The 24,004-nt window shown below is 60.8% G+C and carries 41 protein-coding genes; 37 read left to right on the plus strand and 4 right to left on the minus strand.

The features are described from left to right. From BLJ79_RS21400 to BLJ79_RS23135, 3 genes are all read right to left on the minus strand, one after another. The coding region (locus BLJ79_RS21400; RefSeq protein ID WP_139195002.1) for a hypothetical protein at positions 1–187 on the minus strand (187 nt) is incomplete at its 3' end. Positions 188–458: 271 nt separating this feature from the next. Then, entirely contained in the window at positions 459–812 is a 354-nt protein-coding gene (locus BLJ79_RS21405) for an ImmA/IrrE family metallo-endopeptidase (RefSeq protein WP_175475565.1), read from the minus strand. 20 nt (positions 813–832) lie between these two features. Continuing rightward, entirely contained in the window at positions 833–1,162 is a 330-nt protein-coding gene (locus BLJ79_RS23135) for a helix-turn-helix domain-containing protein (RefSeq protein WP_139195003.1), read from the minus strand. A 77-nt stretch (positions 1,163–1,239) separates the two neighbouring features. Between BLJ79_RS23135 and BLJ79_RS21410 the strand changes: the two genes are divergently transcribed. From BLJ79_RS21410 to BLJ79_RS21565, 37 genes are all read left to right on the plus strand, one after another. Then, the gene (locus BLJ79_RS21410; protein WP_139195004.1) at positions 1,240–1,488 is read left to right on the plus strand and encodes a hypothetical protein; all 249 of its coding nucleotides are present in this window, start codon (positions 1,240–1,242) and stop codon (positions 1,486–1,488) included. Between the two features lie 2 nt (positions 1,489–1,490). After that, positions 1,491–1,712 (plus strand): helix-turn-helix domain-containing protein, encoded by a 222-nt coding sequence (locus BLJ79_RS21415; protein WP_071216845.1) that lies wholly within the window; start codon positions 1,491–1,493, stop codon positions 1,710–1,712. Between the two features lie 113 nt (positions 1,713–1,825). After that, positions 1,826–2,098, plus strand: coding sequence for a hypothetical protein (locus tag BLJ79_RS21420; protein WP_071216846.1), 273 nt, complete (start codon positions 1,826–1,828; stop codon positions 2,096–2,098). Positions 2,099–3,183: 1,085 nt separating this feature from the next. Next, the gene (locus tag BLJ79_RS21430; protein WP_071216848.1) at positions 3,184–3,714 is read left to right on the plus strand and encodes a DNA N-6-adenine-methyltransferase; all 531 of its coding nucleotides are present in this window, start codon (positions 3,184–3,186) and stop codon (positions 3,712–3,714) included. Positions 3,715–3,984: 270 nt separating this feature from the next. Then, a complete protein-coding gene (locus BLJ79_RS21435) occupies positions 3,985–4,275 on the plus strand; it encodes a hypothetical protein (RefSeq protein ID WP_071216849.1) in 291 nt (96 codons plus the stop codon). Positions 4,276–4,343: 68 nt separating this feature from the next. Then, positions 4,344–4,829 (plus strand): hypothetical protein, encoded by a 486-nt coding sequence (locus BLJ79_RS21440; protein WP_071216850.1) that lies wholly within the window; start codon positions 4,344–4,346, stop codon positions 4,827–4,829. Positions 4,830–4,949: 120 nt separating this feature from the next. After that, positions 4,950–5,288 carry a hypothetical protein gene (locus BLJ79_RS21445; protein ID WP_071216851.1) on the plus strand — a complete coding sequence of 113 codons (339 nt, stop codon included), beginning with the start codon at positions 4,950–4,952 and terminating at the stop codon, positions 5,286–5,288. A 163-nt stretch (positions 5,289–5,451) separates the two neighbouring features. Then, positions 5,452–5,922 (plus strand): hypothetical protein, encoded by a 471-nt coding sequence (locus tag BLJ79_RS21450; RefSeq protein ID WP_071216852.1) that lies wholly within the window; start codon positions 5,452–5,454, stop codon positions 5,920–5,922. Between the two features lie 124 nt (positions 5,923–6,046). Then, on the plus strand, positions 6,047–6,271 hold the full coding sequence (locus BLJ79_RS23140) for a hypothetical protein (RefSeq protein ID WP_139195005.1): 225 nt from the start codon (positions 6,047–6,049) through the stop codon (positions 6,269–6,271). Next, entirely contained in the window at positions 6,268–6,627 is a 360-nt protein-coding gene (locus tag BLJ79_RS21455) for a flagellar biosynthesis anti-sigma factor FlgM (RefSeq protein ID WP_071216853.1), read from the plus strand. Before BLJ79_RS23140 ends, BLJ79_RS21455 begins: the two co-directional genes overlap by 4 nt. Positions 6,628–6,757: 130 nt before the next feature. Further along, on the plus strand, positions 6,758–6,919 hold the full coding sequence (locus BLJ79_RS23490) for a hypothetical protein (RefSeq protein WP_175475566.1): 162 nt from the start codon (positions 6,758–6,760) through the stop codon (positions 6,917–6,919). Next, entirely contained in the window at positions 6,916–7,599 is a 684-nt protein-coding gene (locus BLJ79_RS21460) for a lambda exonuclease family protein (RefSeq protein WP_071216854.1), read from the plus strand. Before BLJ79_RS23490 ends, BLJ79_RS21460 begins: the two co-directional genes overlap by 4 nt. 2 nt (positions 7,600–7,601) lie before the next feature. Then, a complete protein-coding gene (locus tag BLJ79_RS21465) occupies positions 7,602–8,162 on the plus strand; it encodes a hypothetical protein (protein ID WP_139195006.1) in 561 nt (186 codons plus the stop codon). Then, complete coding sequence (locus BLJ79_RS21470) at positions 8,162–8,635, plus strand: single-stranded DNA-binding protein (protein WP_071216856.1); 474 nt, start codon at positions 8,162–8,164, stop codon at positions 8,633–8,635. Before BLJ79_RS21465 ends, BLJ79_RS21470 begins: the two co-directional genes overlap by 1 nt. 528 nt (positions 8,636–9,163) lie before the next feature. Further along, complete coding sequence (locus BLJ79_RS21475; RefSeq protein WP_071216857.1) at positions 9,164–9,472, plus strand: hypothetical protein; 309 nt, start codon at positions 9,164–9,166, stop codon at positions 9,470–9,472. Continuing rightward, positions 9,472–9,930, plus strand: a complete 459-nt coding sequence (locus BLJ79_RS23595; RefSeq protein ID WP_217641953.1) for a DUF6378 domain-containing protein — start codon at positions 9,472–9,474, stop codon at positions 9,928–9,930. The genes BLJ79_RS21475 and BLJ79_RS23595 overlap by 1 nt, the downstream gene beginning before the upstream one ends. Beyond that, positions 9,927–10,175 carry a hypothetical protein gene (locus BLJ79_RS21485; protein ID WP_071216858.1) on the plus strand — a complete coding sequence of 83 codons (249 nt, stop codon included), beginning with the start codon at positions 9,927–9,929 and terminating at the stop codon, positions 10,173–10,175. The genes BLJ79_RS23595 and BLJ79_RS21485 overlap by 4 nt, the downstream gene beginning before the upstream one ends. A gap of 59 nt (positions 10,176–10,234) precedes the next feature. After that, the gene (locus BLJ79_RS23145) at positions 10,235–10,453 is read left to right on the plus strand and encodes a hypothetical protein (RefSeq protein WP_139195007.1); all 219 of its coding nucleotides are present in this window, start codon (positions 10,235–10,237) and stop codon (positions 10,451–10,453) included. A gap of 154 nt (positions 10,454–10,607) precedes the next feature. Further along, positions 10,608–10,826, plus strand: a complete 219-nt coding sequence (locus BLJ79_RS21490; RefSeq protein ID WP_071216859.1) for a sigma factor-like helix-turn-helix DNA-binding protein — start codon at positions 10,608–10,610, stop codon at positions 10,824–10,826. Positions 10,827–10,859: 33 nt separating this feature from the next. Then, a complete protein-coding gene (locus BLJ79_RS21495; protein ID WP_139195008.1) occupies positions 10,860–11,681 on the plus strand; it encodes a hypothetical protein in 822 nt (273 codons plus the stop codon). Continuing rightward, on the plus strand, positions 11,682–12,932 hold the full coding sequence (locus BLJ79_RS21500; protein WP_071216861.1) for a replicative DNA helicase: 1,251 nt from the start codon (positions 11,682–11,684) through the stop codon (positions 12,930–12,932). After that, the gene (locus tag BLJ79_RS23495) at positions 12,929–13,105 is read left to right on the plus strand and encodes a hypothetical protein (RefSeq protein ID WP_175475567.1); all 177 of its coding nucleotides are present in this window, start codon (positions 12,929–12,931) and stop codon (positions 13,103–13,105) included. Before BLJ79_RS21500 ends, BLJ79_RS23495 begins: the two co-directional genes overlap by 4 nt. Before the next feature lie 43 nt (positions 13,106–13,148). Next, positions 13,149–13,466 carry a hypothetical protein gene (locus BLJ79_RS21505; protein ID WP_286135872.1) on the plus strand — a complete coding sequence of 106 codons (318 nt, stop codon included), beginning with the start codon at positions 13,149–13,151 and terminating at the stop codon, positions 13,464–13,466. A gap of 119 nt (positions 13,467–13,585) precedes the next feature. Then, positions 13,586–13,798 (plus strand): hypothetical protein, encoded by a 213-nt coding sequence (locus BLJ79_RS21510; protein ID WP_071216863.1) that lies wholly within the window; start codon positions 13,586–13,588, stop codon positions 13,796–13,798. Continuing rightward, positions 13,795–14,232, plus strand: a complete 438-nt coding sequence (locus BLJ79_RS21515) for a hypothetical protein (RefSeq protein ID WP_071216864.1) — start codon at positions 13,795–13,797, stop codon at positions 14,230–14,232. The genes BLJ79_RS21510 and BLJ79_RS21515 overlap by 4 nt, the downstream gene beginning before the upstream one ends. Then, entirely contained in the window at positions 14,229–14,375 is a 147-nt protein-coding gene (locus tag BLJ79_RS23500) for a hypothetical protein (RefSeq protein ID WP_175475568.1), read from the plus strand. Before BLJ79_RS21515 ends, BLJ79_RS23500 begins: the two co-directional genes overlap by 4 nt. Positions 14,376–14,837: 462 nt before the next feature. Next, positions 14,838–15,365 carry a hypothetical protein gene (locus tag BLJ79_RS21525; RefSeq protein WP_071216866.1) on the plus strand — a complete coding sequence of 176 codons (528 nt, stop codon included), beginning with the start codon at positions 14,838–14,840 and terminating at the stop codon, positions 15,363–15,365. 143 nt (positions 15,366–15,508) lie between these two features. Further along, positions 15,509–16,102 (plus strand): HNH endonuclease signature motif containing protein, encoded by a 594-nt coding sequence (locus tag BLJ79_RS21530; RefSeq protein ID WP_175475569.1) that lies wholly within the window; start codon positions 15,509–15,511, stop codon positions 16,100–16,102. A gap of 63 nt (positions 16,103–16,165) precedes the next feature. Next, on the plus strand, positions 16,166–16,759 hold the full coding sequence (locus BLJ79_RS23150; protein ID WP_139195009.1) for a hypothetical protein: 594 nt from the start codon (positions 16,166–16,168) through the stop codon (positions 16,757–16,759). Then, positions 16,756–17,061, plus strand: a complete 306-nt coding sequence (locus BLJ79_RS23600; RefSeq protein ID WP_217641954.1) for a hypothetical protein — start codon at positions 16,756–16,758, stop codon at positions 17,059–17,061. Before BLJ79_RS23150 ends, BLJ79_RS23600 begins: the two co-directional genes overlap by 4 nt. Before the next feature lie 178 nt (positions 17,062–17,239). Further along, positions 17,240–17,461 carry a hypothetical protein gene (locus BLJ79_RS21540; protein WP_139195010.1) on the plus strand — a complete coding sequence of 74 codons (222 nt, stop codon included), beginning with the start codon at positions 17,240–17,242 and terminating at the stop codon, positions 17,459–17,461. Between the two features lie 259 nt (positions 17,462–17,720). Next, positions 17,721–18,308, plus strand: coding sequence for a hypothetical protein (locus tag BLJ79_RS21545; protein ID WP_071216868.1), 588 nt, complete (start codon positions 17,721–17,723; stop codon positions 18,306–18,308). Between the two features lie 615 nt (positions 18,309–18,923). After that, entirely contained in the window at positions 18,924–19,283 is a 360-nt protein-coding gene (locus tag BLJ79_RS23155; RefSeq protein WP_217641955.1) for an HNH endonuclease, read from the plus strand. A 136-nt stretch (positions 19,284–19,419) separates the two neighbouring features. Then, entirely contained in the window at positions 19,420–19,725 is a 306-nt protein-coding gene (locus BLJ79_RS21550) for a hypothetical protein (RefSeq protein WP_071216869.1), read from the plus strand. 67 nt (positions 19,726–19,792) lie between these two features. Further along, entirely contained in the window at positions 19,793–21,160 is a 1,368-nt protein-coding gene (locus tag BLJ79_RS21555) for a terminase large subunit domain-containing protein (RefSeq protein WP_139195011.1), read from the plus strand. Beyond that, the gene (locus BLJ79_RS21560) at positions 21,154–22,566 is read left to right on the plus strand and encodes a phage portal protein (protein WP_071216871.1); all 1,413 of its coding nucleotides are present in this window, start codon (positions 21,154–21,156) and stop codon (positions 22,564–22,566) included. The genes BLJ79_RS21555 and BLJ79_RS21560 overlap by 7 nt, the downstream gene beginning before the upstream one ends. Continuing rightward, on the plus strand, positions 22,553–23,455 hold the full coding sequence (locus BLJ79_RS21565; RefSeq protein WP_071216872.1) for a VG15 protein: 903 nt from the start codon (positions 22,553–22,555) through the stop codon (positions 23,453–23,455). Before BLJ79_RS21560 ends, BLJ79_RS21565 begins: the two co-directional genes overlap by 14 nt. Here the strand turns inward: BLJ79_RS21565 and BLJ79_RS23985 are convergent. Then, positions 23,418–23,993 (minus strand): HNH endonuclease signature motif containing protein, encoded by a 576-nt coding sequence (locus BLJ79_RS23985; protein WP_083411543.1) that lies wholly within the window; start codon positions 23,991–23,993, stop codon positions 23,418–23,420. The two genes, BLJ79_RS21565 and BLJ79_RS23985, sit on opposite strands and share 38 nt — an antisense overlap. Positions 23,994–24,004 lie beyond the last annotated feature (11 nt).

The following is a 24,004-nucleotide window of genomic DNA, read 5'->3' on the forward strand; positions in this document are numbered from 1 at the left end:
ACGCGGCAAGAATCTGGCGCTCTGCCTTGAGTGCGTCATGGTCGCACGCTTCGAGCACCTTTTTGAACATCTCGGCCTCGGGCAGTGTTTCGAAAGATTCATTGTCCTGCTTGCCATGCACGCGCCACTTCACCTGATAGGAGGTGATGATCCCCTTCGCGTTTTTGCGGGGTATGAGACTAGCCATGTGCCCTAGTTTAATCGACCTTGGGAACACAAGGCCAGAGAATGGGAACAGGCCCGGAAACATCTGCATGTTTCCGGGCCTGATTCGGTCGGGCTAGCGGGATTCGAACCCGATTAGGTTGGGCGGCCAGAACTCGCCTGCATCCCTTTGTTTACGCGGAAGTTGGGCGAAACATTGCCCCATTAGTCCATCCGTTCGTTTTGAATAGAGCCGCTTGATTCCAATGGAAAAAACCAGCCTGTTCCCACTGGGAACAGCATCCGGCTAGCAGCTAAGCCCGCACGCTGGCCCCAGATGGCAGGTACGCCCGCACTAATGCCAGCGTGACGCCCAGCTCCTGTGCAATAAAAAGTGGACTGTCTGACATGCCTTCGGCGGCCGCGTACTCACGGTCATCGATGAGAAGTCTTGCGGCGAAACGGTTGGCCGCAAATTCCGACGCCTCGCTGGTATCCGTGTGCCCATGATGGGCGTGGCCCAGCTCGTGCGCCAGCGTGCACAACTCCAGCGTCTCGGATAGGCCCACATGCAGGACCACTAGCCCGAGGTCTCGGTAGTAGATTCCATTCTCGGCCGGAAGCGCTCCGTGCATCACGCGAACCCCAAGTTCGGCGGCGATACTCATGAGCCGCTCCATGCTCCCCCTTATGGCAATTGCTGCTCAGCTTCTTCCTGGTGGTTGTTGCGCACGGATGCGGCGAGGCCGAACTTCTCTTGAGTCGCAAGCTCGGGGTGGTAGTTGGCGTGCGCTGCTGCTACGAACTCGAATACGTCGAGCCCCAAGGCTGCGCAAATCACCTCTACTTCATCCATCGAGAACGCCCCATCGTCTCGGAGTCGCTTGCTTAGTGTCGGTTGTGAAATTGGCACGAGCTTTGACAGTTGGTTGGCACTAATGCGCTGTTTCCCCAGCTCAGCGCGCATTTGGGCGGATATGGCTGCTGCGAATGGCCCTGCCCCTGCGTTAGTAGTCATGGGAACATCTTAGAACGTTTTGTGCCTTTTTGGGAAGTGGATTTGTATCCCTAGTCATTTCCAACTAGGTTAAGTACATGCAGACTAGAACAACAGCAGACGTAATAGCACGTGAGATTCGAGCCGAGATGGGCCGCCAGCTGAAAACCGGCAGCGAACTTGGCAAGGTACTCCACATCACCCAACGATCAGCAAGCTTCAAGATGCGCGGAGAACGCGCCTTCTCATGGGACGAAGCCGCAACCGCCTGCATCTGGCTCGGAACCACACTCCCGGACCTCATGATCAACGCAGGGCTCGGGTCGCAGAAGTCGAAAGCGGCCTAGCGGTGAAGTACCTGACTCCCCCACAGCTCGCGGACAAGTTCCAGATCTCCCCCGCAACCGTGTACAGCAAGATCCACTCCGGCGAATGGGAATGCACGAAGCTCGGATCCCGGATCTACCGATTCAGTGAAGCCCAGGTTTCCGCAATCGAAGCCGGAACGAACACCCCCCAGCGCAAGACCAACAAGACCCGCCTCCGCGCAGCACTCAAATCAATCGCCTAACCCGCACCACCCGCCGTGAAGTAGCCGGCACCCCGGGCCAAGTCTGCCCACCACCCCACCGCAGTATCTTCTCTCACCCCTGGGTTCGTCCCTCGGAGTAAGGATTATTTGTCATGCCAAAAATCAGCCTTGCCACTTGGGAAAACCGAGTCCGCGAGTACGACCCAAACAACGATCTCCCCCGTAGCGCGGTCAAAAAGCTCGCCAAGACCATCAGCCGTCGCCACGCAGCATTCATTCACGAGCCGACCGAGCAGGAGGTGCTAGAGCTGTTCCGCACCATCGTGCACGGCGACCCCACGGGCGAAGAGGCAGTTGCTCACGTCATGGGCACCGAGGAATGCAACCACGGCGCCGCCCGCCGCTTGAGCCTGGTTGCAGCATGAAGTCATGCTCGGTCACGGGCTGCCACAAGAAGCATGAAGCAAAAGGTTATTGCAGCGCCCACTACAGAAAGGTGAAGCGGACCGCGTCGAAGGATGGCCGACCGCACGATGGTGCATGGAGTGACGCTGACGACGCTGCCCTAGCTCAACTAAACGGCAAGCTCCCCGCACGCCAAATAGCCGAAGAACTCGGGAGAAGCTTGAACTCAGTGAAGCATAGGCGGCGAAGGTTGGGCCTCCAAGATTCAGATGGGCAAGGGGGGTTTAAGTACAGCCCCTACGCCATATCCGGACGGCCCCTAGTTGCAAAGTCGTGCACAGGATGCGGCACTCTCCGCGACGCAGCGGCATATCTCCTAAGCGGCAAGTCCTGGCGGGGGAAGTGCGCGTACTGCCTGACGGAGTGGCGAACGGACTACTACTCGAAGCTCCCCGATATCGCCAAGGCGAAAGCATGGGAGGCCGCCAAGGGAATCGCGCACACGAAGCAGTCCGAGTCCTTGCTACGCGCCGAAAACCGCGGGAAGCAGTACACGTCCGCGGATCTGGAAATACTGGCCAGCCCGTCGCTGACCTACGCAGAAAAAGCCGAAGCAACCGGGCGCAGTGTCAGTGGAATCAAGAGCGTTTGCGCAAAAAACGGGTTCGTTTCCAGGTTTAGCCCAATAAAGAACCGGTCTTTCCCCAGATGGGGGATCGACAAGCCCGGCGCCTAACCCAACCACAACACCCCGCATCCCCACGATGCCGACCTGAACACAGTCCACCGCACCGACCTTGGACTCACCAACCAGAAAGAGAGCACCCCAGCATGAGCACCCCCATCCACACCCCCGGCACTGAGCTCTACCCAACGTGGCCGGCGACTGACTTCTCCCATTACAGCGCGGCTGAGTTGAACGACTTTCACGACACGGACGGTTTCGATGTGACCCTCCCCGTGAGTGGCGACCAGACGAGGCGCGCAGCATGATCGCCCTCGTGCTGGCCATCGTCGCATCCATGGTCCTCGCGTTCGGCTTCCTTGAGGTCACTCTCCGCACTGAAACGAAACCCGACCCCCTGCCCCTCAAAGGATGGACACTATGACCACCGAATTGATTGAGAAGAAGTCCAACGGCTGGTTGGGCGGCGAGAACCAGAACATGGGCGGCGCTCAGCGCGAGACCCGCTGGCTGACCCCGCCTAGCCTGATCGCCCCGCTTGGCCCGTTCGACCTTGACCCGTGCGGCGCTCCCGGCCAAGAGCTGGCGACGCGCACCTATCTACTGGAGAACGGCGACGATGGCCTGCGCGACCCATGGGAGGGCCGCGTCTGGCTGAACCCGCCATACGGCAAACAGGCCGACCCGTTCATGGCGAAGATGGCTGCGCACGGTCGGGGCACTGCGCTTGTGTTCGCTCGCACCGAGACGCGCACTTGGCATAACCACATCTGGCCTAATGCTTCAGCAATCCTTTTCCTTGCTGGCCGAGTGACGTTCCTCGATGCGGAGGGAGTGGCAGCCAAGGCAAACAGTGGCGCACCGAGCGTACTTATCGCATACGGAGCCGCCGACGCCGAAGCACTCGAATGCGCGGGTATTGCTGGAAAGTTCGTCAGGTTGCAGCCATGAGCACCCAAGCCCACACCCCCGGCACCGAAACTTACCCCACTTGGCCTGCGTCTGACTTCACGCATTATTCCGCGCAGGAGTTGAACGACTTCCACGACACTGACGGTTTCGCTGTGACTCTGCCCGTGAGTGGCGACCAGACGGCGGTGCGCAGGTGAGCGCCCTAGTCCTCACCATCGCCGCTTCGGTCACGGTCGCTTTCGTGGCTCTCGAAGCCACTCTCCGCATTGACCCCATGCCCGACCCGCTACCACTCGAAGGATGGACACTATGACCACTCCCGCCGCACTCACCCTCGATGACCGCGCCGACTGGTTCGACCTCGCGAACGATGAGCTGGACATCCTCATCAACACCCGGCACTTGTTCAGCGCCGATGATCTGCGCGACAAGCTGCCCGCGCCGGCTCACCCGAACTGGTGGGGGTCACTGTTTGGTGCGGCTCACAAGGCGGGCCGCATCAAGCCGATGGGATTCCAGCTATCCCGCACCAAGTCCCGCCGCGGTGGAGTACTCCGCGTCTGGGCCCAGGTAATCGAGCACGAGGACAGGACCCCCTAACCCACCCACCCCCATTCACCCCACCCTATGGCTCGCATCTTGCGGGCCTTTCCTATTGGAGAAAACACATGCAGGAACTTGTTTCAATCGGCATTCGGCCCGTGCTCTTTGTGCCGCTCATCGTCGTGGCCGTCTTGGCTCTGGCCGGAATCCCTCTGCTGGTCAAGGGCTACCGAATCCGCGCTAAAGCATCCGGCTACCTCAAAGAGTTTGAGGGTGACGGATGGCGCATGGCCGGATGGTTCATCACGGGCAGCGCGGCTTGCGTTGCCATTGTGCTCATCCTTATGTGCATCCCTTTCCAGTCGAAGTATTACCAGCTCTACCGGGTGAGCGGCGAGGTAACGAAGGTTTCAAACGTTCTCGTGGATGCAAGCGGCTCGCTGACTGGCTCGCCAATCGTGGAGCTGGACACCCTGCCAGTCTCTGTGGCCTTGGATAACGAGCGGGCCGTGAACTTGGAGGGCAAGGCGGTAACGCTTACCTGCACCGTGAGCTGGCGTTACGCGTCTGCCGACCGGGTTGTGTGCGACCTGTACGAGGTCACCCCATGATCGACGCGCTACTCTCGCACACGTTCACCGGCATCGACCTGTGGCTACTCCCCATCGCTGCCCTATCCCTCGCATATTACTTCCGGGCAATCCCCACCATCCGAATCACCAGGAGGAACCATGAGTGACCCACGCATCGAAGCCGCAGCGAAGGCGCTATACGAGCGAGAAGGTCGTGTTGAGCGCTGGGAGGACGCGCACAAGGAGAATCCAGCACTTCCAGAGGAATACTACGGCGACGCGATCGCCGCTCTTGCTGCTGCTGACAGAGCCGAAACCATCACGACACTGGCCCAACTTGGCGCACTGCCGGACGGATCGGCATTCATCGACACTGCCGGCGACATCGGCATCGTGCAATGTGGCTACGTCCACTATCCAGAGACAGACTCGCTAGGGCTTGATTACGTGGCCAAGCGCTACCTCCCCGCCCGCGTCATCCACTGGGGCACCGAATGAGCCGCCCGTACGCGCACTGCCCCGAGTGTGGCGCTTGGCTCCGTGCGGACAACTTCAACGGCATGGCCTACTGCCCTGGAAACGGGTGCGAACGCGAGGGAAACTACCTCACCCAAGAAGAAGTGAAGCGAATACGCAAGGACGCAAACGAAAGGTTCACCCGATGACCACCCCACCGCTTGACCTGCCCGCACTACGGGAATATGCCGAAAGGCGACGGTGCGGCGGCTACGTGAACGGCGCATTCGAGTTGGACAGCGTGCTGGCCCTGCTCGACCTCGCGGAAGCCGGGAACCCCTGGACCACCGTCTATCCCTGCAAGACCTCGCACGAGCAGCCCTACGACTTCAAGCAGTGCGAGACTCACGACCGCACGTTCCCGCTCGACGGGGCCTGCGACCACGCGGGCAAGAGCGAAATCGACTGGCTGGAATCCCGCCAATCAGAACAGCGCTTCCGAGCGATCAAGGCAGAGGAACGCGCCGAAGCCGCCGAAGCGAAAGTGGCGGCGGTACGGGAAGCCCTCGAAGCTCACCCCAAGGCCTGCGACAGGCACACCGAGGACGACCCGATCAAATGCGGGTGGAAACGCGCAGTAGCCGACGTGACCCACGCACTGGACGGTGGGGCATGAGCGCGGACGACCTGCCTTTCCGATGCTACCGCTGCGGGGCATTCGTAGGGCAACAGCGCGGCCATGAAGCCGACGACTTCTACCCAGCACCATGCAAGAACCACACCCCCGAAACGGAGACACCATGAGCGCAAGGCGCACCGGTGACGTTGGCATTTGGGCCGATCTTACCCCCGAAGACTTCCCATCCGTCAACCTACTAGCAGGAGCCAGCGCCGTGACGATCACTGAACTTGAAGCGCGCATCGAACGCCTATCCCACGCCGTCCGCAAGCTTGCGGGATGGTCTGGCAATGACATCGCCGACCTCATCGAAGACGGACTAATCATGGAAGGCGACCTCTCATGACCACCCTTGAAGCGCGGATCGCGGAAGTGCTGGCCGAGCATCACATCGTCTACTGGGGCCGCTGCAAATGCGGAACAGTCGTGGCGGTTGACTCCTCCCGCGAGACCGGAGACCAGTTGCGAGAACATCTTGCCAGCGTCACCGCCGCGATGCTGGCCCCGGTGATCCGGGAGGCCAAGGTGGAAGCACTACGGGAAGCTGTGAGCGACTTCGAATCATTCATCGGCGTCGGAGAGTTTGCCGAGCTGTCCAAGCGCGGGCCGCTCCCATGGGGTCACATCGAGGAAGCGTGGGAGTCGCAAGGCCCATACATGGACTGGTTGCGTAACCGCGCCGACAGCCTGGATGCGTCATGAGCAACCCGTGTGACCTGATGGAGTCCGCGTGGGATCCTGCCCGCCGTGAAGCCGCCCGCACCGACCGTCTCGCCCAACAACTTGACCAGTACGCGCCCCGAGTAGGGCGCGGCACACGAAAGGACACACCATGACCCCCGCACGCTACCCCGGCACACTCGCGAGCCTGCTGCCGAAGCCCGACCGCCCCAACGATGCATGGGCCAAGAGCGACAAGCCCGTCATCATGGCCCGCGACATCAAACCCGCATGGGCCGGCGATCTGGCACGACAGAGAAGGAACAAGCGATGACACTCAAGATTTACGAAGAGCTGGAGCAGGGCAGCCCGGAATGGCTGGCAGCAAGGTGCGGGATCTTGACCGCCTCAGTCGTCGGCCAGATGATCACGCCGAAGACCATCAAGGCCGCCGCCAATGACACGGCGCGGTCACTCGCCAACACGCTGATCGCCGAACGCATCACGGGCCACGTTGAGCCCATCCAGCCGTCCCGATCCATGGAGCGCGGCACCCTTGATGAGCCGTTCGCCCGTGACTACTACAGCAAGCACCACGCGCTGGCCGCTGAGGTTGGCTTCATGGTCCGTACGATCAACGGGCATCGTCTCGGCTACTCACCCGATGGGCTGGTCGGTTCGGATGGGCTAATCGAAATCAAGTCCAGGAATCAGCGGATCCAGTTGCAGACCGTACTAGAAGACGCCGCGCCCATCGGAAACATGGCGCAGATGCAGGCAGGAATGCTGGTATCCGGTCGCAAGTGGTGCGACTACGTTTCCTTCTGCTCAGGGATGCCGCTCTACGTGAAGCGCGTCCATCCCGACGAGCGCTGGTTCGCCGCGATCACCGAGGCGCTCTACGCATTCGAAGCCACCGCCGAGGACATCATCAGCCGCTACCTCACCGCCACCGCCGACATGCCGCCAACCGAGCGGCTAGACCACTTCCTAGACGACGAAATGGAGTTCTGATAATGAGCCTAGACATGACCGAATCGATCGCCCCCAAGTCTGACCAGCTGAACGCGGACGACCTCATGGCCGGCCCCGTGACAGTGACCATCCGCGAGGTATCCAAGGGCACGCCCGAGCAGCCGGTGGACGTTCACCTCGTGGAGTTCCCTGGGCGCGCTTACCGACCCAGCAAGTCCATGCGACGGATCATGGTCGCGGCATGGGGTAAGGATGCATCGGCCTACGCGGGGAATCGCTTGACGCTCTACCGGAACCCCGAAATCACGTTCGGCCGGGACAAGGTTGGTGGCATCGAGATCGGCGCCATGAGCCACCTTGAGAAGCCGCTGACCGTGGCACTCACCGCGACCCGAGGCAAGCGCAAGCAGTTCAAGGTGGAGCCCATCAAGGAAGCCGCGCCCGCTGCCCCGTCCACCGAGATCCCGCAGCAGGTACGCGACACCGTGGAGGGCATCACCGATCCCGGTGTGCTCGCTGACTACCTCGCGCACATCACTGAACAAGGCGCACCCGCGCACATCACCGAATGGGTTAGCACCCAGAAGAAGGAGCAAATCTAATGCAGGACGCAATCATCACCGGCAACATCGGCAACCACCCAGAACTAAAATTCACTCAGAACGGCAATGCGGTCCTGTCGTTCAGTGTTGCGGACTCCAAGTCCAAGAAGCTGCCAGATGGCAACTGGGAGACGCTGGCAACTCAGTGGTTCCGCGTCTCAGTCTGGGGCGACCTTGGGCAGATGCTGGCGGAGAAGCTGGACAAGGGCGTGCGAGTCAAGATCGTGGGCGAGTTCATGTCTCGCGAGTACGACGCTAAGGATGGCACTAAGGGCGTGTCTATGGACGTGACCGCGTGGGGCGTTCAGGTGCTCACTAAGCCGAGCGGCAACAACCAGCAGCAGCAGTCCGGCGGTTTCGGCCAGCAGCAGCAGGGTGGCTTCGGTGGCCAGCAGCAGGGCGGCGGTTGGAACACTCCCGCCAGCAACCCGTCCGGCGGCTGGGGCAACCCGGGCGAAGGCCCAGCCTTCTGATGAGCCTCATGGCGCACCTGATCCTGCTAGCCGCCGCGGTCATCATATTCATGGGCATCGCCTGGCTCACCCGCAACGACTAAACACCCCTCACCCCAAGCCGCGTCAATCGATGCGGCCTTTTTTGTGGCCGCGACCCTCCCAAGTCGCGGCCACAGTCCCGAAAGGAACACCCCTTGTCTTCCCGTGCTTTTGCTACTGCCACGACTGACCATGTGCCGCGTCCAAGCCGTCATGGTGCCCGCCCAAGCCTTGAACGCCTCAAGGCCGAGCGTGAGGCCTTTGAAGCTGCCCGCCGTGCCCGTGGCGTACCCACCCGCGGCGTGCTGTACCACGACGAACCCGACGCCCTGTGAAGTGTTGCCCCGGCTGCCGAGGTGCCGTGCCGTTCTACTTGTGCCGCTGGTCCGAGTGCTGGTGCCACATCGAACAAGCCGCCCTAGACCAGCAAGCACGCGGCCGAGACGCACACGCTGACCCCACCGCCCGACAAGCCATAGCCAACATCATGAACACCAGGAGGAAACGATGACCCGCACCGAAGCCCGCATTGCCGTCCGCACGGCCCTCACTGACCACTTCCGCGAGTACGGGCAATGGGTCGAGAACTTGGGCCAGGAAGTCCCCATTGCCGCACTCTCAGCCCGCATCAACAAGCGGGTGAGTGTCGATGCTTTCGAGGAAGCCTTGCGAGTCATGCAGCGCCGGTACAAGTTCGACAACGACACCACCTACGCACCCGACGGCGACCGCGGCAAGGACCGGCGGAAGCTCGAAGAAGAACTCACCGAGCACATCAACAACATCGCAGGTTCAGGACCAAAAGGAGAGAAGTGATGAGCAAGTTTCAGAAGGGTGACCGGGTTGTGTACCACTGGCACGACGCCCAGCTAGCCCTAGTCGTGGGCGTCGTCAAGGAAGTGGCCACCGATGGCAGCGTGAATGTTCGCTGGCCATCAGGAGGCTCAGGCTGGTACGACCCGGAAGAACTGGTGCACGAACTGACCACGGGCACCGAAACCCGCACCCGCTCAACCACCCTCACGACCGCCGAGGAACTGATAAACGGCGACCGGGCCGCAACCTATGGTGACCCCGCGGAGAACTTCACCCGAATCGCCCAGCTGTGGAACGCGCAGTTCGGGCACAAACTCAACGCCAAGTTCACCGCAACCGACGTGGCACTGGCCTTGACCCACCTCAAGCTGTCACGCCTCGCCGTCACGCCCGACCATGCGGACTCATGGGTAGACGGATGCGGGTACCTGGCGCTGGGATCGGAGCTGGCGACGTGAGCGACTACACGCCGAGCATTGACCGCCTGCGCAACGCATACGTGGATCGCATTGACTTCGAGGCCCAGATGATAGGCGTCGAGCGGCCCAGCGACGAGCAGAGCTTCGCCGAGTTTGACCGCGCCATTGCCCAGATCAAGGCCGACGTATGGCAAGAGGGGTGCGACGAGTTCGAGCGCGCCCACAACATGAGCAATTACGAGCCTTGGGAATATGCCCAAGACAACCCCTACCGCACACCCTAACCCCCACCCGGTGCCGCGCTGACCCACCCAGCGCGGCACCCAACCCCCAGGAGCACCCCATGACCGTTCTAGCGTCCCCCAGCGGGATCCTCGCACGGGCGCAAGAACGCGCCAACGACATCATCAAACACGCCGAACACCAAGCCGAACTAATCATCACCCGTGCACGAGTACAAGCCGAAAGTGAACGCGGACTCATCCGGGAACGACACCGGCAACAATTGCGCGTCGAAATGGATGCGGAGACCGTTCGGCGTGAGCGGAGATATTCCAAGTGAGAGCAGGAAAACCCATGCCGGGAAATGGCCCAAATCAGGCCCGAGTCGCACAAAAGTTCGATACAATAGAAGGACAACGAAGCCCCAAACAGTTGACGCTGTTCAGGGCTTCTAACCGTCCTTCTGATTACGCCAGAAAGGAGGGCTGCTAGTCATGCTAGCCGACAGCACCCCCACCCCCGCAAGTTCCCGGCGCGAGGCCGCCCGCATATTCCTGCGCATCGAAAACGCCGCATACCAAACGCACCGCCTCCACCGCGGCTACTACGCCCGAATCGCCAAAGAGCACGGACTCACCAACCAGGAAATCGCCGACGAATACGGCGTCACCGAGGCAGCTGTCCGCTCACTCATCAAGCGCTCGGTGAAGTAGATGGCTAGGGACCGCGCAAACATCCGTGTAGACATGCTGGCGAACACCGAATACCGGGACCTCAGCATGGCCGCACAGCACCTCTACAAGCTGCTCCTGATCCACCCCACGCTGAACTATGCAGGCGTCGCGGACTGGCGGCCGGGGCGCATCGCCAAGATCACCCGCGGAATCACCGCCCATGACGTGCGAACCGCAGCTAAGGAACTACAGGCTGGCGCATACGTCTATGTGGACGAAGAGACCGAAGAAGTATTCATCCGATCCTTCATCCGCCACGACGGGCTACTCACCCGCTACCGCCTGCCCATCGCAATGGCAAACGCCTATGCCGACATTTCATCCCCCGAGATTCGACGCTACTTCGTGCACGAGCTAAGCCGCATCCATGCATCGGATCCAGACATGAAGTGCTGGGAAGAGCCCCGTGTTCAAAGCATCCTTCGGGAGCCACCCGAAGACATGAAAGCCATGGGCAACAGTGACGGTCAAGGCGTGCTTCAAGGCATTGGGTATGGCATGGGTTATGCCATAAACGCAGATGAGGTTACCCCAGGTGCTACTACTACACCTACTCCTACTACTACCCCTCCTACGGAGGGGGGTGCAGGGGGGGGCCGTCGAAAGCCCGAGCGGCCACTACCTGCCGACTGGGCACCGAACGACACACACAAAGGATTCGCAAGGACCGAGGGAATCAACCTCACCTTCCAGGCCGAACGATTCACCAACTGGGCAACAGCCAAAGATGCCCGATACCGAGACTGGGACGCAGCCTTTCGCAACTGGCTACTCAAGGCCGAAAAGTCGCAGACCAATTCACCGTCCCCATGGGATCGCAAAGGAATCCACTAAATGATCGACCTCGACACCGCCGAACTATCCGTACTCGGCTCACTACTGCTCACGTCCGGCCGGATCCTCGAAGAGCTGGACTTCGCACCGACCGACTACCGGCAACCCGCCTACGAGTTCATTCACCGAACCGTGCAGGACATGAAGAACGCGGGCAAGGCAATCGACCAGCTCACCGTCATGGACTCCGTGATGAAGTCTGGCGAACGCATCGACCCGCTGATCCTGCACAAAGCCATGGAGGTCACGCCAACCGCATCGAACGCGCAACTCTATGCGGGGATCGTCACGGACGCGGCGACCATGCGCCGTCTCGGTGTTGCTGCCGAACGCGTCAAGCAGATGATCGACGGCGGCGGTGACGCTGACGAGATCATGGAAGCATCCCGCAAGGAAATTGACGGCGCGCAATCCAGCACCAAGTCCCAGCCCGTCCAGTTCGTCGCCGACACCATGGAAGCGACCGTGAACTACCTTGAGTCGCCCATCGCGTTCACGCCGACCCCCTGGCCATCCCTGAACCAGATCATCGACGGACTCAAGCCCGGCGCGCTCTACGTCATCGGCGCCCGACCATCCGTGGGCAAGAGCGTCGTCGGGCTGCAACTCGCCCGCGGACTCGCCGAACACGGATCCGTCGCGTTCATGTCACTGGAAATGAGCGTGCACGACGTGAACGTGCGACTCATGGCCGCGGACCTCAAGATCGACATGCGCCGACTCATGCGCAACGAACTCACCCCCGGCGACTGGAACAAGATCGGCCCATGGATGCAAGACCGCGGGAACATGCCACTCGCCGTCAACGACAACACCGGGGCGAGCATCGCGGACATCAAGCGATTCGTGCGCAACGTCCACCGCCGCAAACCACTGGCCGGCGTCGTCGTGGACTACCTGCAACTCATGAGCCAGCAGCCCGGAGACAAGCGGGCCCGGCACGAGTTCGTCGCGGACATGTCCCGGCAACTCAAGGTCATGGCCATGGAGCTCGGCGTCCCGGTGATCGCACTGTCCCAGCTCAACCGAGGATCCACCGCACGGGATGACCAGCGGCCCAAGATCAGCGACCTACGCGAGAGTGGCGCTGTGGAGCAGGACGCCGACGCCGTGATCCTCCTGCACCGAGAAATCGACACCGACAAGAAAGGCGAAATCGACATGCTCGTCGGCAAAAACCGCAACGGACCCACCGGATCAACGTCCATGCAATTCAGTGGACACTACGCCAGCATCCAGGACTACTCGTGAGCGGCCAGCTAGACGCCCTCGCCGGCCTCACCGAAGCGCACCTAGACCGACTGACCGAGATCGCCCATACCAAGGCGCCGAAGTGGTTCAACGCCGACGCTGCGGACGGATACCTAATCGCCATGGACAAGATCCAAGCGTTCATAGAAGGGATATCAAGTGACCAGAAGTAGAGCCTCAGCCAAGGCGGCCGGTTCCCAATTCGAGTCGCATGTCGTGACGTACCTGCAAGCGCGCCTCGATGACCGGATAGAGCGGCGGGCCAAGTCTGGCGCGAAGGACCGCGGCGACTTGAGCGGCTGGCGTCACCAAGGCATGCGCGTCGTTGCGGAACTCAAGAACGTCGCCAAGTTGAACCTGGCTGGCTGGATCACCGAAGCCGAAACGGAGCGCATGAACGATGACGCGCAGATCGGGCTGGTGATCCATAAGCGCGTCGGGAAAGGTCCGGCGCAGATGGGCGAGACGTATGTGACCCTAACGTTGGACAACCTGCTGGTGATCATGGGCGCAGGCAAGACGCCCGCTGATTGACCTCAGCACTCGCCATCAGCGGCCGCGCAGCCCCCAAGTGGCACTTCCGCCCACCCCAACCATTTACGCCCCGCAGAGACGATTCTGTGGGGCGCTGCTATTCCCAAGGAGAAAACCAAATGAGCAACCTTCCCGGCAACCCCTACGCCGACGCACTGACCGACTACACCGACCCGCGCAACAGCATCGAAGCCCTCGCCACCCTCGCGCTTGCCTACGAACAGCGCACCGCCAACCTGATCGCGTACGTGGTTGGAATTGATGACACCTCAGCAACAATCCCCGTCGTGAATGAAATCCGCGCACGCCTCGGACTCGGAACCGCCAAGTGAATCTCAACAGTTTCGGCGAGACCATCCGCCGCATCGAAGCCGAACGCAAGGCCGAGGCTGAGTCGGCCATCGCTGCCGGCTGGACCGAAGCCGACCACCCCCACAAGTGCTGCCCGGCTGAAACCGCGACGCCGCAGCCCAAGCGTGCCGGCCGGTCGCTGGAAGAGATCGAGCGGTTGCGAGACAAGGCCCAGAGCAAAGCTCGCTGGTGGGCAAACAAAGTCATCACAACCCAACGCGACCTATCGAACCACGACGCCGCGCAACCACGCTTCGACCACGGCATGCTCCAGGTCGATCTGAAAGCCCGCAACAAGTCATCCACACGCGGCGACCGGCTCCAGAAGGAGCTCAACCATGCCGCCGAACGGGCCATGCACTTCGCCCGACTGGGCCAAAAGTACACCGCCCAAATTGAGAAGAGGACACCTTGAGCAAGGAAATCAGAGCCCGCATCGAGAAGGCCAGTTACCAAACATTCCTGGATCGCACCGAGGTCACGCTGTCACTCGCTGGCAGCCACGATCTGACCCGCGGCGAGGTCGTCGTGCTCGTCGTTAGCGAGGGGGCGAAGTGAGCGAGCCGCACATTGGTTCTCGGAATTGGGCCAAGGGATCGCCCGGTCGCTTCGGTGTCGTCAACATGGGACTTCTTTGGGGCGGAAACTTTGAGCCCGACGAATCCTGCTGGGCCGTCATGAATGACCGCGGCGAAGTCCTCGCAAAGGCGGACGGGTCCACTCGCTTCCCCACCCACGCCGAGGCCATCACCTACGCGCATGAGCAGGCCACACGCCAAGCCCTCGCCGCCTGCTTCACCATCCCACCCGAAAACCCCGTAGCCCGAGCCATGCAGGAGCCGCCATGCTGAAACCGCCATGCAGCGTCTGCGGGTACGTCCACGCAAGCAACTGGGCCCGAGCAATCAACCTCTTCCGGCCAGACCTGACAGTCCAGTATCACGCCGACTATCCCGACGCCCCGCCAAGATTCACCCGGCGAGAGGCAGAAGCTGACATGTGCAAACGAAAGGCAACCCAATGAGCGACACCCCGATCTATGACCGTCTCGCGCTCGAATACGAATGGTACGGGATGCCGCCGCGGATACTTCTGGGCCTTGACCAGTGCACCCCCGAAGAGTGGAGCAGCACCAGCCAGCACATCTGGGCACTCCCGGAAGAGGGCACCGTTTCTGTTGAGATCCTGCCCGACACAACGAACTTCCTAACCGGGATGCGTGTTGGTGGTCGGCGTGCTGGGCGTACCGAGTGGCTGTCCGCGATGCAGGCAAATTTGGATCGGATCGCACGGGCAATGACACTCCCAAGCCTGGCGACGTGGGTTGAGCGTTCCGATTTGTACCCGAAGTATTCGGCAGAAGTCCAGGAACTATCCCGCACTACCGGCTGGTCACTTGAAGAGTCCGCGGACATGTACGAGCGAGTTGCCAAGTGGGCCGCCGACGCCATCAAGGAAGACAACATCAAGGCGCTGAACCGATCACGCATGAGCAAACAAAACCACTACCCAACCAGCACCCCACCGTGGGCAAGGAGAAAACGATGAGCAACTACGACTGTGCGACCGCTCAAAATCCCCGTAATCACGCGGAAGTTTGGTATACTGGGAGACATAGAACGGCCCCGGAAAGTGCTGGAAACACTCGCCGGGGCCTGACCCAAGAATCGCTACTACGATTGGAGGGCTTCATGAAGCCTATCAAGATTTGCTCCATCCCCGACTGTGGCCGCACCGACAGAATTGTTCGCGGCTGGTGCAGGATGCACTACGAGCGCTGGGGGCGCACGGGCGATCCACTCGGAGACCCGACGAAGCACCGAAGCTCAAGTGAAAACTTCTGGGCGCAGATAGAAAAGACCGATACGTGCTGGAACTGGACCGGCTACAAGCACCCAGTCGGAGGCTATGGGATGACAGCCCTTGACGGTCGCCAAGGGTACGCTCACCGATTTACCTACGAGATGGCAAATGGACCAATCCCCGAAGGGATGCAGTTGGACCACATGTGCCACAATCCGGGATGCGCAAACCCTGCGCACCTCAGGGTTGTCACAAGCAAGCAGAACCTGGAGAACTTGTCCGGACCGCAGCTCAGAAGCAAGTCTGGAGCCCGCGGGGTGTACCCGATCAAGAACTCAAACAAATGGCGCGTTGCCGTAGGGCATCACGGCAAGCAGATTCACGTCGGATGCTTCGCCACTCTTGACGAGGCCAAGGCCGCCGCAATGGCAAAGCGCAATGAACTGTTTACCCATAACCTGCTGGACCGAGTAGCCGCATAGCCAAAACCCGAGAGGGGCCACGCAAGCCGCGTGGTCCCTTTTTCGTGCCGAAAGGAAATCAAAATGAACTGCGGAACCCGCTTAGGGTACGGCCAGCACAAGTCCAAGAACGAGCCAGCCTGCTTCTGGTGTAAGGAGTGGCATCGGAAAGACCAGGAGGGGTCGGTTGTCGTCGCCCCCATCAAGGCGCCGAAGAAGCCGAAGGTGCGCACCCCGCGCAAGCAGGCGGTGTGCGGCACGACGGAAGGCTTTAGTGCCCACCAGTACTACGGCACCGAAACCTGCGACCCGTGCCGTGAAGCCTGGAACGAGCGGAACCGGGAACGGTATGCCGAACGCAAGGGCAAGCAGCCAGCACCTCGCGCCAAACGTACCGACCCCATCGAGCACGGCACCGCGAAAGGTCGGGGGCAGCACAAGCGCCGCGGGGAAGAAGTGTGCACGCCTTGTCGCGAGGCCTACAACGCTGCCAACGCCGCCGCACGAGCCGCACGACTCGCCGCCCAAGGGAAAGTGTTCACACCCAAGGTAGTCGAATGCGGAACCCTTGCCGGATGTCGCGACCACCGACGCAAAGGCGAACCAACCTGCCAGCCCTGCCGAGAATCCAACCGACAAGCCAAAGCCGAATACCGCGAAAGAACAGGCAACCGATGAAACACATCCGCAGCTGGATCATCCGTACCATCTTCGGGCAGGCCAAAAGTGAACCGCCGGGGGACGGGCAGATGCGCGAGAGCTGGGACGAGCGCAAGGAATGGCTATCCATGTACGACCCGGAGACCGCCGAGGCACACGTCATTCCCATGAACGATGAAGTGCCGCACGTCGAAGCGCCCGAGTGCGTCTGCGGTCCAGCACCCGAGCTCATTGAACGGCCAAACGGAGACGCGTGGCTCATCACTCACCACTCACTCGACGGACGCGAACGAACCGAGCCAGACCGGAGGCCGCGGTGACAGACCGAACGACCTGCGTCAGTGGCAAAGTCCGACACCCCGACGAAGAAACCGCACGCATCGAAAAGAACCGGGCCAACAAGCGCGCACCCAAACACACGCAAAAAGCCCGCAACGTCTACCACTGCCCTTGGTGCTCCGGATGGCACGCCACCAAACAAAAACGAAAGGCCAGCCAATGAGGCGGCTCTATAACGCGGTGTGTAGCTGGCTCGAAGCGGATGCCGAGGCACGAGGCGGCGAACCCGTGCCCGAGGGCAACAACTTCGCCAGCGCCGAACTCGACGGACGCCACGAACCCATGCACATGCACGGCGACCACAACCGCCAATCCATCGATGACGACGACAGCGGCGTGTATCGAACCGGATTCAACAACGACCACAGGAGGAAGTTTTGAGCATGTTCAGTCGGATCGACCCGGCCGAATGCCCGGACGCGCCGCACCGAGGACCACAAGGCCCGAATGAAGACCTTGGGACGTGCGGAAAGTGCTGGTCGCTCAGCCATTGGACGCGGCCAGCAAACGAAGAGTTTGGCGGTCACCTCGAAGACTGCTCACTCCCGCGACGCCACGAGTCATACTGCCAGCCCGGGGGCAATGGACACCCTCAGCCCGAGATCCTGCGCGGCTACATGCCACCACGAAAGGACAAGCTTTGACAATTGCCCAGTACGCACACCGCTTGACCCGTGCCCACCTCAGCTTCATGCCGGACGGACGCGCCGGCGAAGTGCCTAGCCTGCTGGATGAGCTGCGAGAGGCGGTGACAGGCAGCGGTGACCTTGACCGCACGTCGAGCTCAACTGGCAAGCCACTTCCACTCAACAGCACCGCTCTGGAGCTGCTGGATAGCATCGGACGCATGGCTGGCGAGGATCACTATCGCCGGTATGATGAGCGGTTCTTCGGGACACTCGAAGGGCTACTGCAAAAGATCGCCGAGGACGACCACCCGGCCGAGTTTGCGGCATGGTTCGAGCGGATCTTCATGGAGTGGTGCCAAGAGATAGACGCGATGGTTCGACCGGCCAAGGTGAGGCGCTTGGATAATGTGGAGTGCCCGAGTTGCGGCCAGAAGGTCTACGGCGACCAGCGCGAGACATGTGTTGCCGTGGACTGCTACAAACCAGGAGGCGGGCGGGAGCTGAGGCCCATCGGATCGTGGACCGCGAGCTGCCGAGGATGTGGCGCTGAATGGGGCGCCGACAAGATGGAATGGCTGGTTGCGTCACTGGCCGCATAGGTGTTAATCTTGAGACAACTTCGGATACGTGTCGAAGTTTCCAAGCCGGAGTCCACAAGGGCCCGGCTTTTTTCATGCCCGGACGGAAGGCGCTCACTCCCCAAGGTGAGCGCCTTTCGCTCGTTAACACTTCGGTCAAGGTCAGGCCCGGTGCTCACGCCGGAACAAACCAACCAAGGTGTGCACGCCCAAGACCGGATGCTGTGGGTATCCGCGAGGCAGTCATCCTTTTCCGTGACGCACACCTGCCGAAACGCGGAGACTCGCCCGAGCGCGCAGTCCGCCGACTGATCCACGTAACGGATCAGGGATGACAGGTATGTCCTCGACGGTTCGCGACCGATCATCCCACGAGCCCGCACGCAAGCCGACTGGTACATGACTGTCCAATCACCTAACGTGCGGGCCAACACTTCCCGGCGCTGCCTTCCACACGCCGGGCAACACTTGGGGTGCCCCTGAGCCAACACCAGATGCGAGTCAGGCGAGGCACCCCAACACCACCCGATACTGGGGTCACGCAGGCGGACTGGAGCCCTGCAACGGTGGGGCCGGTGCTGGCGCGCACACGCCGGCCCTACCACTGACGACCCTGCACATGCTATGGAGGGGGCCATGCCAAAGATCAACCCCCGCCGGGTCCAAGGCCACACCCGGGACAAGATCAGGGCCCGCGTCATCCGCGAAGAAACCAACTGCTGGCTATGCGGCAACGAAGTGGACAAGAGCATCAAGTTCACACCAGGCCAACACGCCAAGGCCTGCAATAATCCCCGATGCACCGGATGCATACTCGACCCACTATCACCCGAAGCAGACGAAATAATCCCCGTCAGCAAAGGCGGATCACACATCGACCGCAAGAACATCCGACTTAGCCACCGAATATGCAACCAAAAACGCGGCAACAAAGACATCGGCAACTACCGAGTCGAGCGAATGAAGCCCTTGAAGACCAGTCGGCAATGGCGCTGACTAGAACCAAAGCGTGACCCGGGGCGCCATGCCCCCACCCCACCCCCGAGCTTCCCTTCTGGCCTAGTGCCATTTTCACTCATGGACCGTTTTCCACAGATGGGCCGAAGTTTTCCACAGCAAGGCGGTGTTTCTCATGGCTGGCCAGAAGCAACTCCCACCTGTGCGCATTGCTACTGATGCGGATGTGCCTTCGCCGCCCAAGTCGCTGTCTGAGGCCATCGAGTCTGGCACTCGGTTGGATGAGCTTATTGCGTTGCGCTTGATTATTTCGGCGCATATCCAAAGCGAGAACATTCTTGCCCGAGATTTGAAGTCGTTGTCGGTGGAGCTGCGGGACATCTCCAGGGAGATCGAGAACCTGTCTCCGTCTAGTGAGAAGGATGACTTGGGCAAGGCGGCTGATACTGGTGACGAGAAGTTCAACCCCCGGGCAGTCTGACACTCTTCATGATTTGGCTCGGCATGTGATTCTTCCTGAGGGCATCGATCACACTGGGTGGCCGGCTGTGCGTGACACCTTGGCCCTACTTGGGATTGCTTTCGATCCTTGGCAGCGCGGCGCCGCTCAGTTGATTCTTTCGAAGGATGCTGAGGGGTTTTACGCGACCACTGTTGGTGGCGTGACGATGAGCATCCCTCGCCAGGTTGGCAAGACGTTCATGATTGGCTGGATCGTTTTTGCGCTGTGCATCATCTTCCCTGGCTTGACGGTCACGTGGAGTGCGCACAAGAAGGACACTGCGGACGAGGCTTTTGGCGGCATGAAGTCGATGTCCGCGACTCCCAGGATGGTTCCGCATATTGACCGTACGCCGGATAACGGGTCTGAGCAGAAGATCGAGTTCAAGAACGGCTCTCGTGTGGTGTTTGGCGCCCGTGAGCGTGGCTTCGGCCGCGGCTTCACCAAGGTGGATATTGCGGTTTTCGATGAGGCTCAGATCCTCACTGAGCGCGCTGTTGATGACATGGTCCCAGCGCAGAACGCTTCGGCCAATGCGCTGACGGTCATGATCGGTACGCCGCCGAAGCCGATTGATCCGTCCGAGATATTCGAGGAAGCGCGCCGTGCTGCTCTTGCTGGAGATGCCCCGGATGCCCTGTATATCGAGTTCAGTGCAGATGAGAAGGCTGATCCGGATGACCGGAAGCAGTGGCGCAAGGCGAACCCCTCCTACCCTCACCGCACCAAGGAGAAGGCGATGCTTCGGATGCGTCGCAAGCTCACGCCTGAGTCGTTCAAGCGTGAGGCCTTGGGCGTGTGGGATGAGCTGGCGAACCGCAAGACCGCGTTCCCGACGGGGAAGTGGGAAGAGCGCGCCATCGAGAACCCGTCGAACGATTGGCCGATTGCGGCTATCGGGATTGACATGAATCCGGAGCGCACGTGGGTGTCGGTGTCATTGGCGATGTTTTCCGATGACGGGATCCACCTTGAGGTTGCTGAAACGGAGTCGTTCAACGATGCCGGTTCGGCGGAGCTTGTGAGTTGGATCAAGAAGATGGCTCGTCGGCGGACGCCGGTGGTTATCGATGGGTTCAGCCCGGCCCGGACGTTCGAGCCGTTGCTCAAGGAAGAGAAGTGCATGGTCCGGATCTTGGGTTCTGCCGAGTTCACTCAGGCCTGCATGGGCTTGCATGATGCGGTGAAGGAGGGCTCGGTGTCGCACTTTGACCAGGAGCACTTGAATAGCTCGGTTGCCGGCGCCACGAAGAAGGCTGTCGGCAAGGCTGGCGCGTGGGCCTTTACTCGCGACGAGTTGGATGTTGACCTTACTCAGATTATGTCCGTGACATGTGCGCACTTCGGTGCCGTGAAGTTTGCCCGCAAGATTGCGGCTGATGCAGAAGCTACAGGAGGTGTATCTGTTTGTTGATCTCTCCGAACGGGCTGACCCAAGAAGAGGCGCTTGTTCTCCAGAAGCTTTTGGAAGTTCATGAGGCTAAGGTTCCACGCAACGTGATGCGGCAGGTCTACTTTGATGGAAAGAATGCCTTCAAGGATCTTGGCATCGCTATTCCGCCGGAGATCTTGCAGAAGATCGATCCAGTCATGGGTTGGGTTGAGACTGGTGTCCGCGCCCTGACCGATCGCTCGGTGCTGGAGGGCTTCGTATCGCTTGACGGCGAGGATGATCCGTTCGGAATTGACGAGCTGATTTCGGATTCCAAGCTGCTCAAGTTCTTCCCGGGCGCCACGCTTTCGTCGGCGATCCACTCATGCTCTTTCCTTCGTGTTGATGAGATGTCCGGCGAGTTGCGGATCCGTCCGCACCTCGCTGATATGTCCGCGGCGATTTGGGACTCGGAGCGCATGGAGATCGGCGCCTACCTTGCCATTATCGAGGTCAAGGACGGCCGACCGATTGATATGGCCATGTATCTTCACGAGAAGATTGTGCGCATTCAGGTGTCCCCTGGTGGACGCCTAAGCGTCGAGCGTTTCGATAACCCACTAGGGCGCGTCTCGGTTGCTGCACTGCCTCACAAGCCGACCCTCAAGCGTCCCTTCGGGCACTCGCGGGTGACTCGTCCGGCCATGTTCCTCACGGACTCGGCCTTGCGCACTGTTGTACGCTCCGAGGTCCAGGGCGAAGGCTACGCGGGGCCACAGTATTGGCTCATCGGCGCTGACGCTAAGAGTTTCGCCGGCAACAACCGCTTCAAGGCTGTAATGGGCCGCGTGTTCGGCTTGACCGAAGATCCCAAGACGCAGGAAGTTCCTGACGTGAAGCGCTTTGAAGGCGCGACGCCAGATGCTCACATTGCGCACCTTCGGATGTATGCGAGCCTGTTCGCTGGCGATCAGCGCGTGCCCATGTCATCTCTTGGCATCATTCAGGACAACCCATCCTCTGCGCAGGCAATCTATGCCGCGAAGGAAGACCTTCTGAATGACGCTAACAACGCAAACAAGTCATGGGGTGACGGCGCCGTTGAGGCACTCGCTATGGCCGTTGAATGGCGCGACGGGGGCAAGCCGGAAGGCATCAACAAGCTAAGCGCGGTCTTCACTCCTGTGGGCACTGTGTCCCCGACGGATAAGGCGGTTGCTTTCGGGCAGTTGGCGCCGCACGTGCCCGGCTTGGCTGAATCCGAGGTTGGTCTGGAATACGCCGGCTTCTCTCGTGAGCAGATTATTCGGCTTCGGTCGGACATGCGGAAGGCTTCAATTTCTTCCTTCATGGATCGAATCGTGACGTCTTCCGAGACTGCCTCACCTCGCGCCGAGACTGCGATTGCGGCCGGTTCACAGAATGCGCCGGCCAGTGATCCCGCTTAGTGCGACACTCGGCTATTCGACGCTGCTGGAGCGGTTGAGCGATTCGGCTCTTTTGGAGTTGGATCGCGTAATGGCCTCGGTGTCGAGCGAGTCGCCGAAGGTGCAGCGGGAGGCGCTTATGGACTTGTTGCCCTTGTTGGGGGATCAGTACGTTGGCGCTTCGTCGCTGGTATCTGCCGAGTTCTTTACCGAGCTGCAAGCCATGAACGAGATCCGGAAGCCGATCGCCGCCGAGGTGCTGGAGGGCGTCGATACGGGGCGTTGGCATTCGCTGGCGCGCTGGGGCACGCAGCCTTCCATCTTCGAGCAGGGAGGCGCCGCCCTCGTCTATTCGATGCTGGCTGGTGGGCTGACGAAGATCCTGACCGAATCCGCCGCGGACACGATGATTGGCAACGCCGAGTTGCAGGGCGATATGCGATCCCAGCGGGTGCCGCGGCCAGGCTGCTGCGCGTTTTGCGGGGTTCTCGCTTCTCGGTTTGCCGGGTACACCTCGGAAGCATCGGCTGGCACTGTTACCGGTCGCGGGGTTCCGCTCGGCAAGGGCCGCGGCAAGGGCGTCAAGGGGCGCGGCGGAGGCATCAAGACGCGAGGCTCTCGCGCCATCGGCGAGAAGTTCCATGATTATTGCCGGTGCCGAATCGTAGTTGTCACGGAGAAGAACGAAGTCGAGCTTCAAGCTGGTGCTGAGAAGTACTACGACTCTTACCGTGACGCTTACGAGAAGGCCGATGAGGGGTTGGTTCGCGTCGTGGAGTCCTACAAGATTGGTCCCGGCGACTACAAGAACAAGTATTCGTGGGCCACAAACGACGGCAAGCCAATCTCACCGGAAGGCCGAACCAAGATGATCATCGCCGCGATGCGTGAGGATCTCGGCGTAAAATAGCAGGCTTCGTGCCGATGTTCTTTGCGCGCCATTCCTTGTTGTAAGCGCTTCGGCGTTCTTTGTTCTTGTGGTAATACTCGCGATTCCTTGCTCGCACGCATTCGCGGCAGTACCTGCGACCTTGCCTGTCGTTGAACACGTTGGTTCCGGAGTATGAGTGTCCGCTCGGGCACTCGGTGATTATCGAGTTCGCGGCGGGGATTGTCCCGCCGCGAGCGAGGTTCTCTTTTCGACTTACTGGCTCAAGGTGGTCAGGGTTGCAGCACTTGCGGTGCTGGCAGTCCTTGGGCACTCGGCAGGTGCTTGGGTCGTGGCACAGGTGATCCAAATCGGCCCCTTCCGGCACTGGCCCTCGAGTCTCCTGCCAGACGACGCGATGAACCGCGGCCCAGTCGGGGACTCCAGCCTCGCGCCAACCGACGCGCCCGTACCCGCTGGCGAGAGCGCCTGGCCATGTCCAACAGCCGCCATCCGGCTGCTTTTCAATTCGATCGAACACTCGGTCAACCACTCGCTTGGGTATGTTGATTTCACTCATAAACCTAGCAT

This window comes from Arthrobacter sp. UCD-GKA (assembly GCF_001863355.1).
Taxonomy (GTDB): domain Bacteria; phylum Actinomycetota; class Actinomycetes; order Actinomycetales; family Micrococcaceae; genus Paeniglutamicibacter.

What these genes read in the sequence shown, in the direction of transcription:
- BLJ79_RS21500 (WP_071216861.1), top strand. Translation starts at nt 11,682, where the DNA reads ATGATCGACCTCGACACCGCCGAACTATCCGTACTCGGCTCACTACTG.
- BLJ79_RS21540 (WP_139195010.1), top strand. Translation starts at nt 17,240, where the DNA reads ATGAGGCGGCTCTATAACGCGGTGTGTAGCTGGCTCGAAGCGGATGCC.
- BLJ79_RS23140 (WP_139195005.1), top strand. Translation starts at nt 6,047, where the DNA reads ATGAGCGCAAGGCGCACCGGTGACGTTGGCATTTGGGCCGATCTTACC.
- BLJ79_RS21430 (WP_071216848.1), top strand. Translation starts at nt 3,184, where the DNA reads ATGACCACCGAATTGATTGAGAAGAAGTCCAACGGCTGGTTGGGCGGC.
- BLJ79_RS21410 (WP_139195004.1), top strand. Translation starts at nt 1,240, where the DNA reads ATGCAGACTAGAACAACAGCAGACGTAATAGCACGTGAGATTCGAGCC.
- BLJ79_RS21435 (WP_071216849.1), top strand. Translation starts at nt 3,985, where the DNA reads ATGACCACTCCCGCCGCACTCACCCTCGATGACCGCGCCGACTGGTTC.
- BLJ79_RS21455 (WP_071216853.1), top strand. Translation starts at nt 6,268, where the DNA reads ATGACCACCCTTGAAGCGCGGATCGCGGAAGTGCTGGCCGAGCATCAC.
- BLJ79_RS23150 (WP_139195009.1), top strand. Translation starts at nt 16,166, where the DNA reads ATGAACTGCGGAACCCGCTTAGGGTACGGCCAGCACAAGTCCAAGAAC.
- BLJ79_RS21550 (WP_071216869.1), top strand. Translation starts at nt 19,420, where the DNA reads ATGGCTGGCCAGAAGCAACTCCCACCTGTGCGCATTGCTACTGATGCG.
- BLJ79_RS21465 (WP_139195006.1), top strand. Translation starts at nt 7,602, where the DNA reads ATGAGCCTAGACATGACCGAATCGATCGCCCCCAAGTCTGACCAGCTG.
- BLJ79_RS21490 (WP_071216859.1), top strand. Translation starts at nt 10,608, where the DNA reads ATGCTAGCCGACAGCACCCCCACCCCCGCAAGTTCCCGGCGCGAGGCC.
- BLJ79_RS21420 (WP_071216846.1), top strand. Translation starts at nt 1,826, where the DNA reads ATGCCAAAAATCAGCCTTGCCACTTGGGAAAACCGAGTCCGCGAGTAC.
- BLJ79_RS23600 (WP_217641954.1), top strand. Translation starts at nt 16,756, where the DNA reads ATGAAACACATCCGCAGCTGGATCATCCGTACCATCTTCGGGCAGGCC.
- BLJ79_RS21470 (WP_071216856.1), top strand. Translation starts at nt 8,162, where the DNA reads ATGCAGGACGCAATCATCACCGGCAACATCGGCAACCACCCAGAACTA.
- BLJ79_RS21445 (WP_071216851.1), top strand. Translation starts at nt 4,950, where the DNA reads ATGAGTGACCCACGCATCGAAGCCGCAGCGAAGGCGCTATACGAGCGA.
- BLJ79_RS21495 (WP_139195008.1), top strand. Translation starts at nt 10,860, where the DNA reads ATGCTGGCGAACACCGAATACCGGGACCTCAGCATGGCCGCACAGCAC.
- BLJ79_RS21530 (WP_175475569.1), top strand. Translation starts at nt 15,509, where the DNA reads ATGAAGCCTATCAAGATTTGCTCCATCCCCGACTGTGGCCGCACCGAC.
- BLJ79_RS21510 (WP_071216863.1), top strand. Translation starts at nt 13,586, where the DNA reads ATGAGCAACCTTCCCGGCAACCCCTACGCCGACGCACTGACCGACTAC.
- BLJ79_RS23155 (WP_217641955.1), top strand. Translation starts at nt 18,924, where the DNA reads ATGCCAAAGATCAACCCCCGCCGGGTCCAAGGCCACACCCGGGACAAG.
- BLJ79_RS23595 (WP_217641953.1), top strand. Translation starts at nt 9,472, where the DNA reads ATGAGCAAGTTTCAGAAGGGTGACCGGGTTGTGTACCACTGGCACGAC.
- BLJ79_RS23135 (WP_139195003.1), bottom strand. Translation starts at nt 1,162, where the DNA reads ATGACTACTAACGCAGGGGCAGGGCCATTCGCAGCAGCCATATCCGCC.
- BLJ79_RS21475 (WP_071216857.1), top strand. Translation starts at nt 9,164, where the DNA reads ATGACCCGCACCGAAGCCCGCATTGCCGTCCGCACGGCCCTCACTGAC.
- BLJ79_RS23490 (WP_175475566.1), top strand. Translation starts at nt 6,758, where the DNA reads ATGACCCCCGCACGCTACCCCGGCACACTCGCGAGCCTGCTGCCGAAG.
- BLJ79_RS21450 (WP_071216852.1), top strand. Translation starts at nt 5,452, where the DNA reads ATGACCACCCCACCGCTTGACCTGCCCGCACTACGGGAATATGCCGAA.
- BLJ79_RS23145 (WP_139195007.1), top strand. Translation starts at nt 10,235, where the DNA reads ATGACCGTTCTAGCGTCCCCCAGCGGGATCCTCGCACGGGCGCAAGAA.
- BLJ79_RS21525 (WP_071216866.1), top strand. Translation starts at nt 14,838, where the DNA reads ATGAGCGACACCCCGATCTATGACCGTCTCGCGCTCGAATACGAATGG.
- BLJ79_RS21460 (WP_071216854.1), top strand. Translation starts at nt 6,916, where the DNA reads ATGACACTCAAGATTTACGAAGAGCTGGAGCAGGGCAGCCCGGAATGG.
- BLJ79_RS21440 (WP_071216850.1), top strand. Translation starts at nt 4,344, where the DNA reads ATGCAGGAACTTGTTTCAATCGGCATTCGGCCCGTGCTCTTTGTGCCG.
- BLJ79_RS23985 (WP_083411543.1), bottom strand. Translation starts at nt 23,993, where the DNA reads ATGAGTGAAATCAACATACCCAAGCGAGTGGTTGACCGAGTGTTCGAT.
- BLJ79_RS21405 (WP_175475565.1), bottom strand. Translation starts at nt 812, where the DNA reads ATGAGTATCGCCGCCGAACTTGGGGTTCGCGTGATGCACGGAGCGCTT.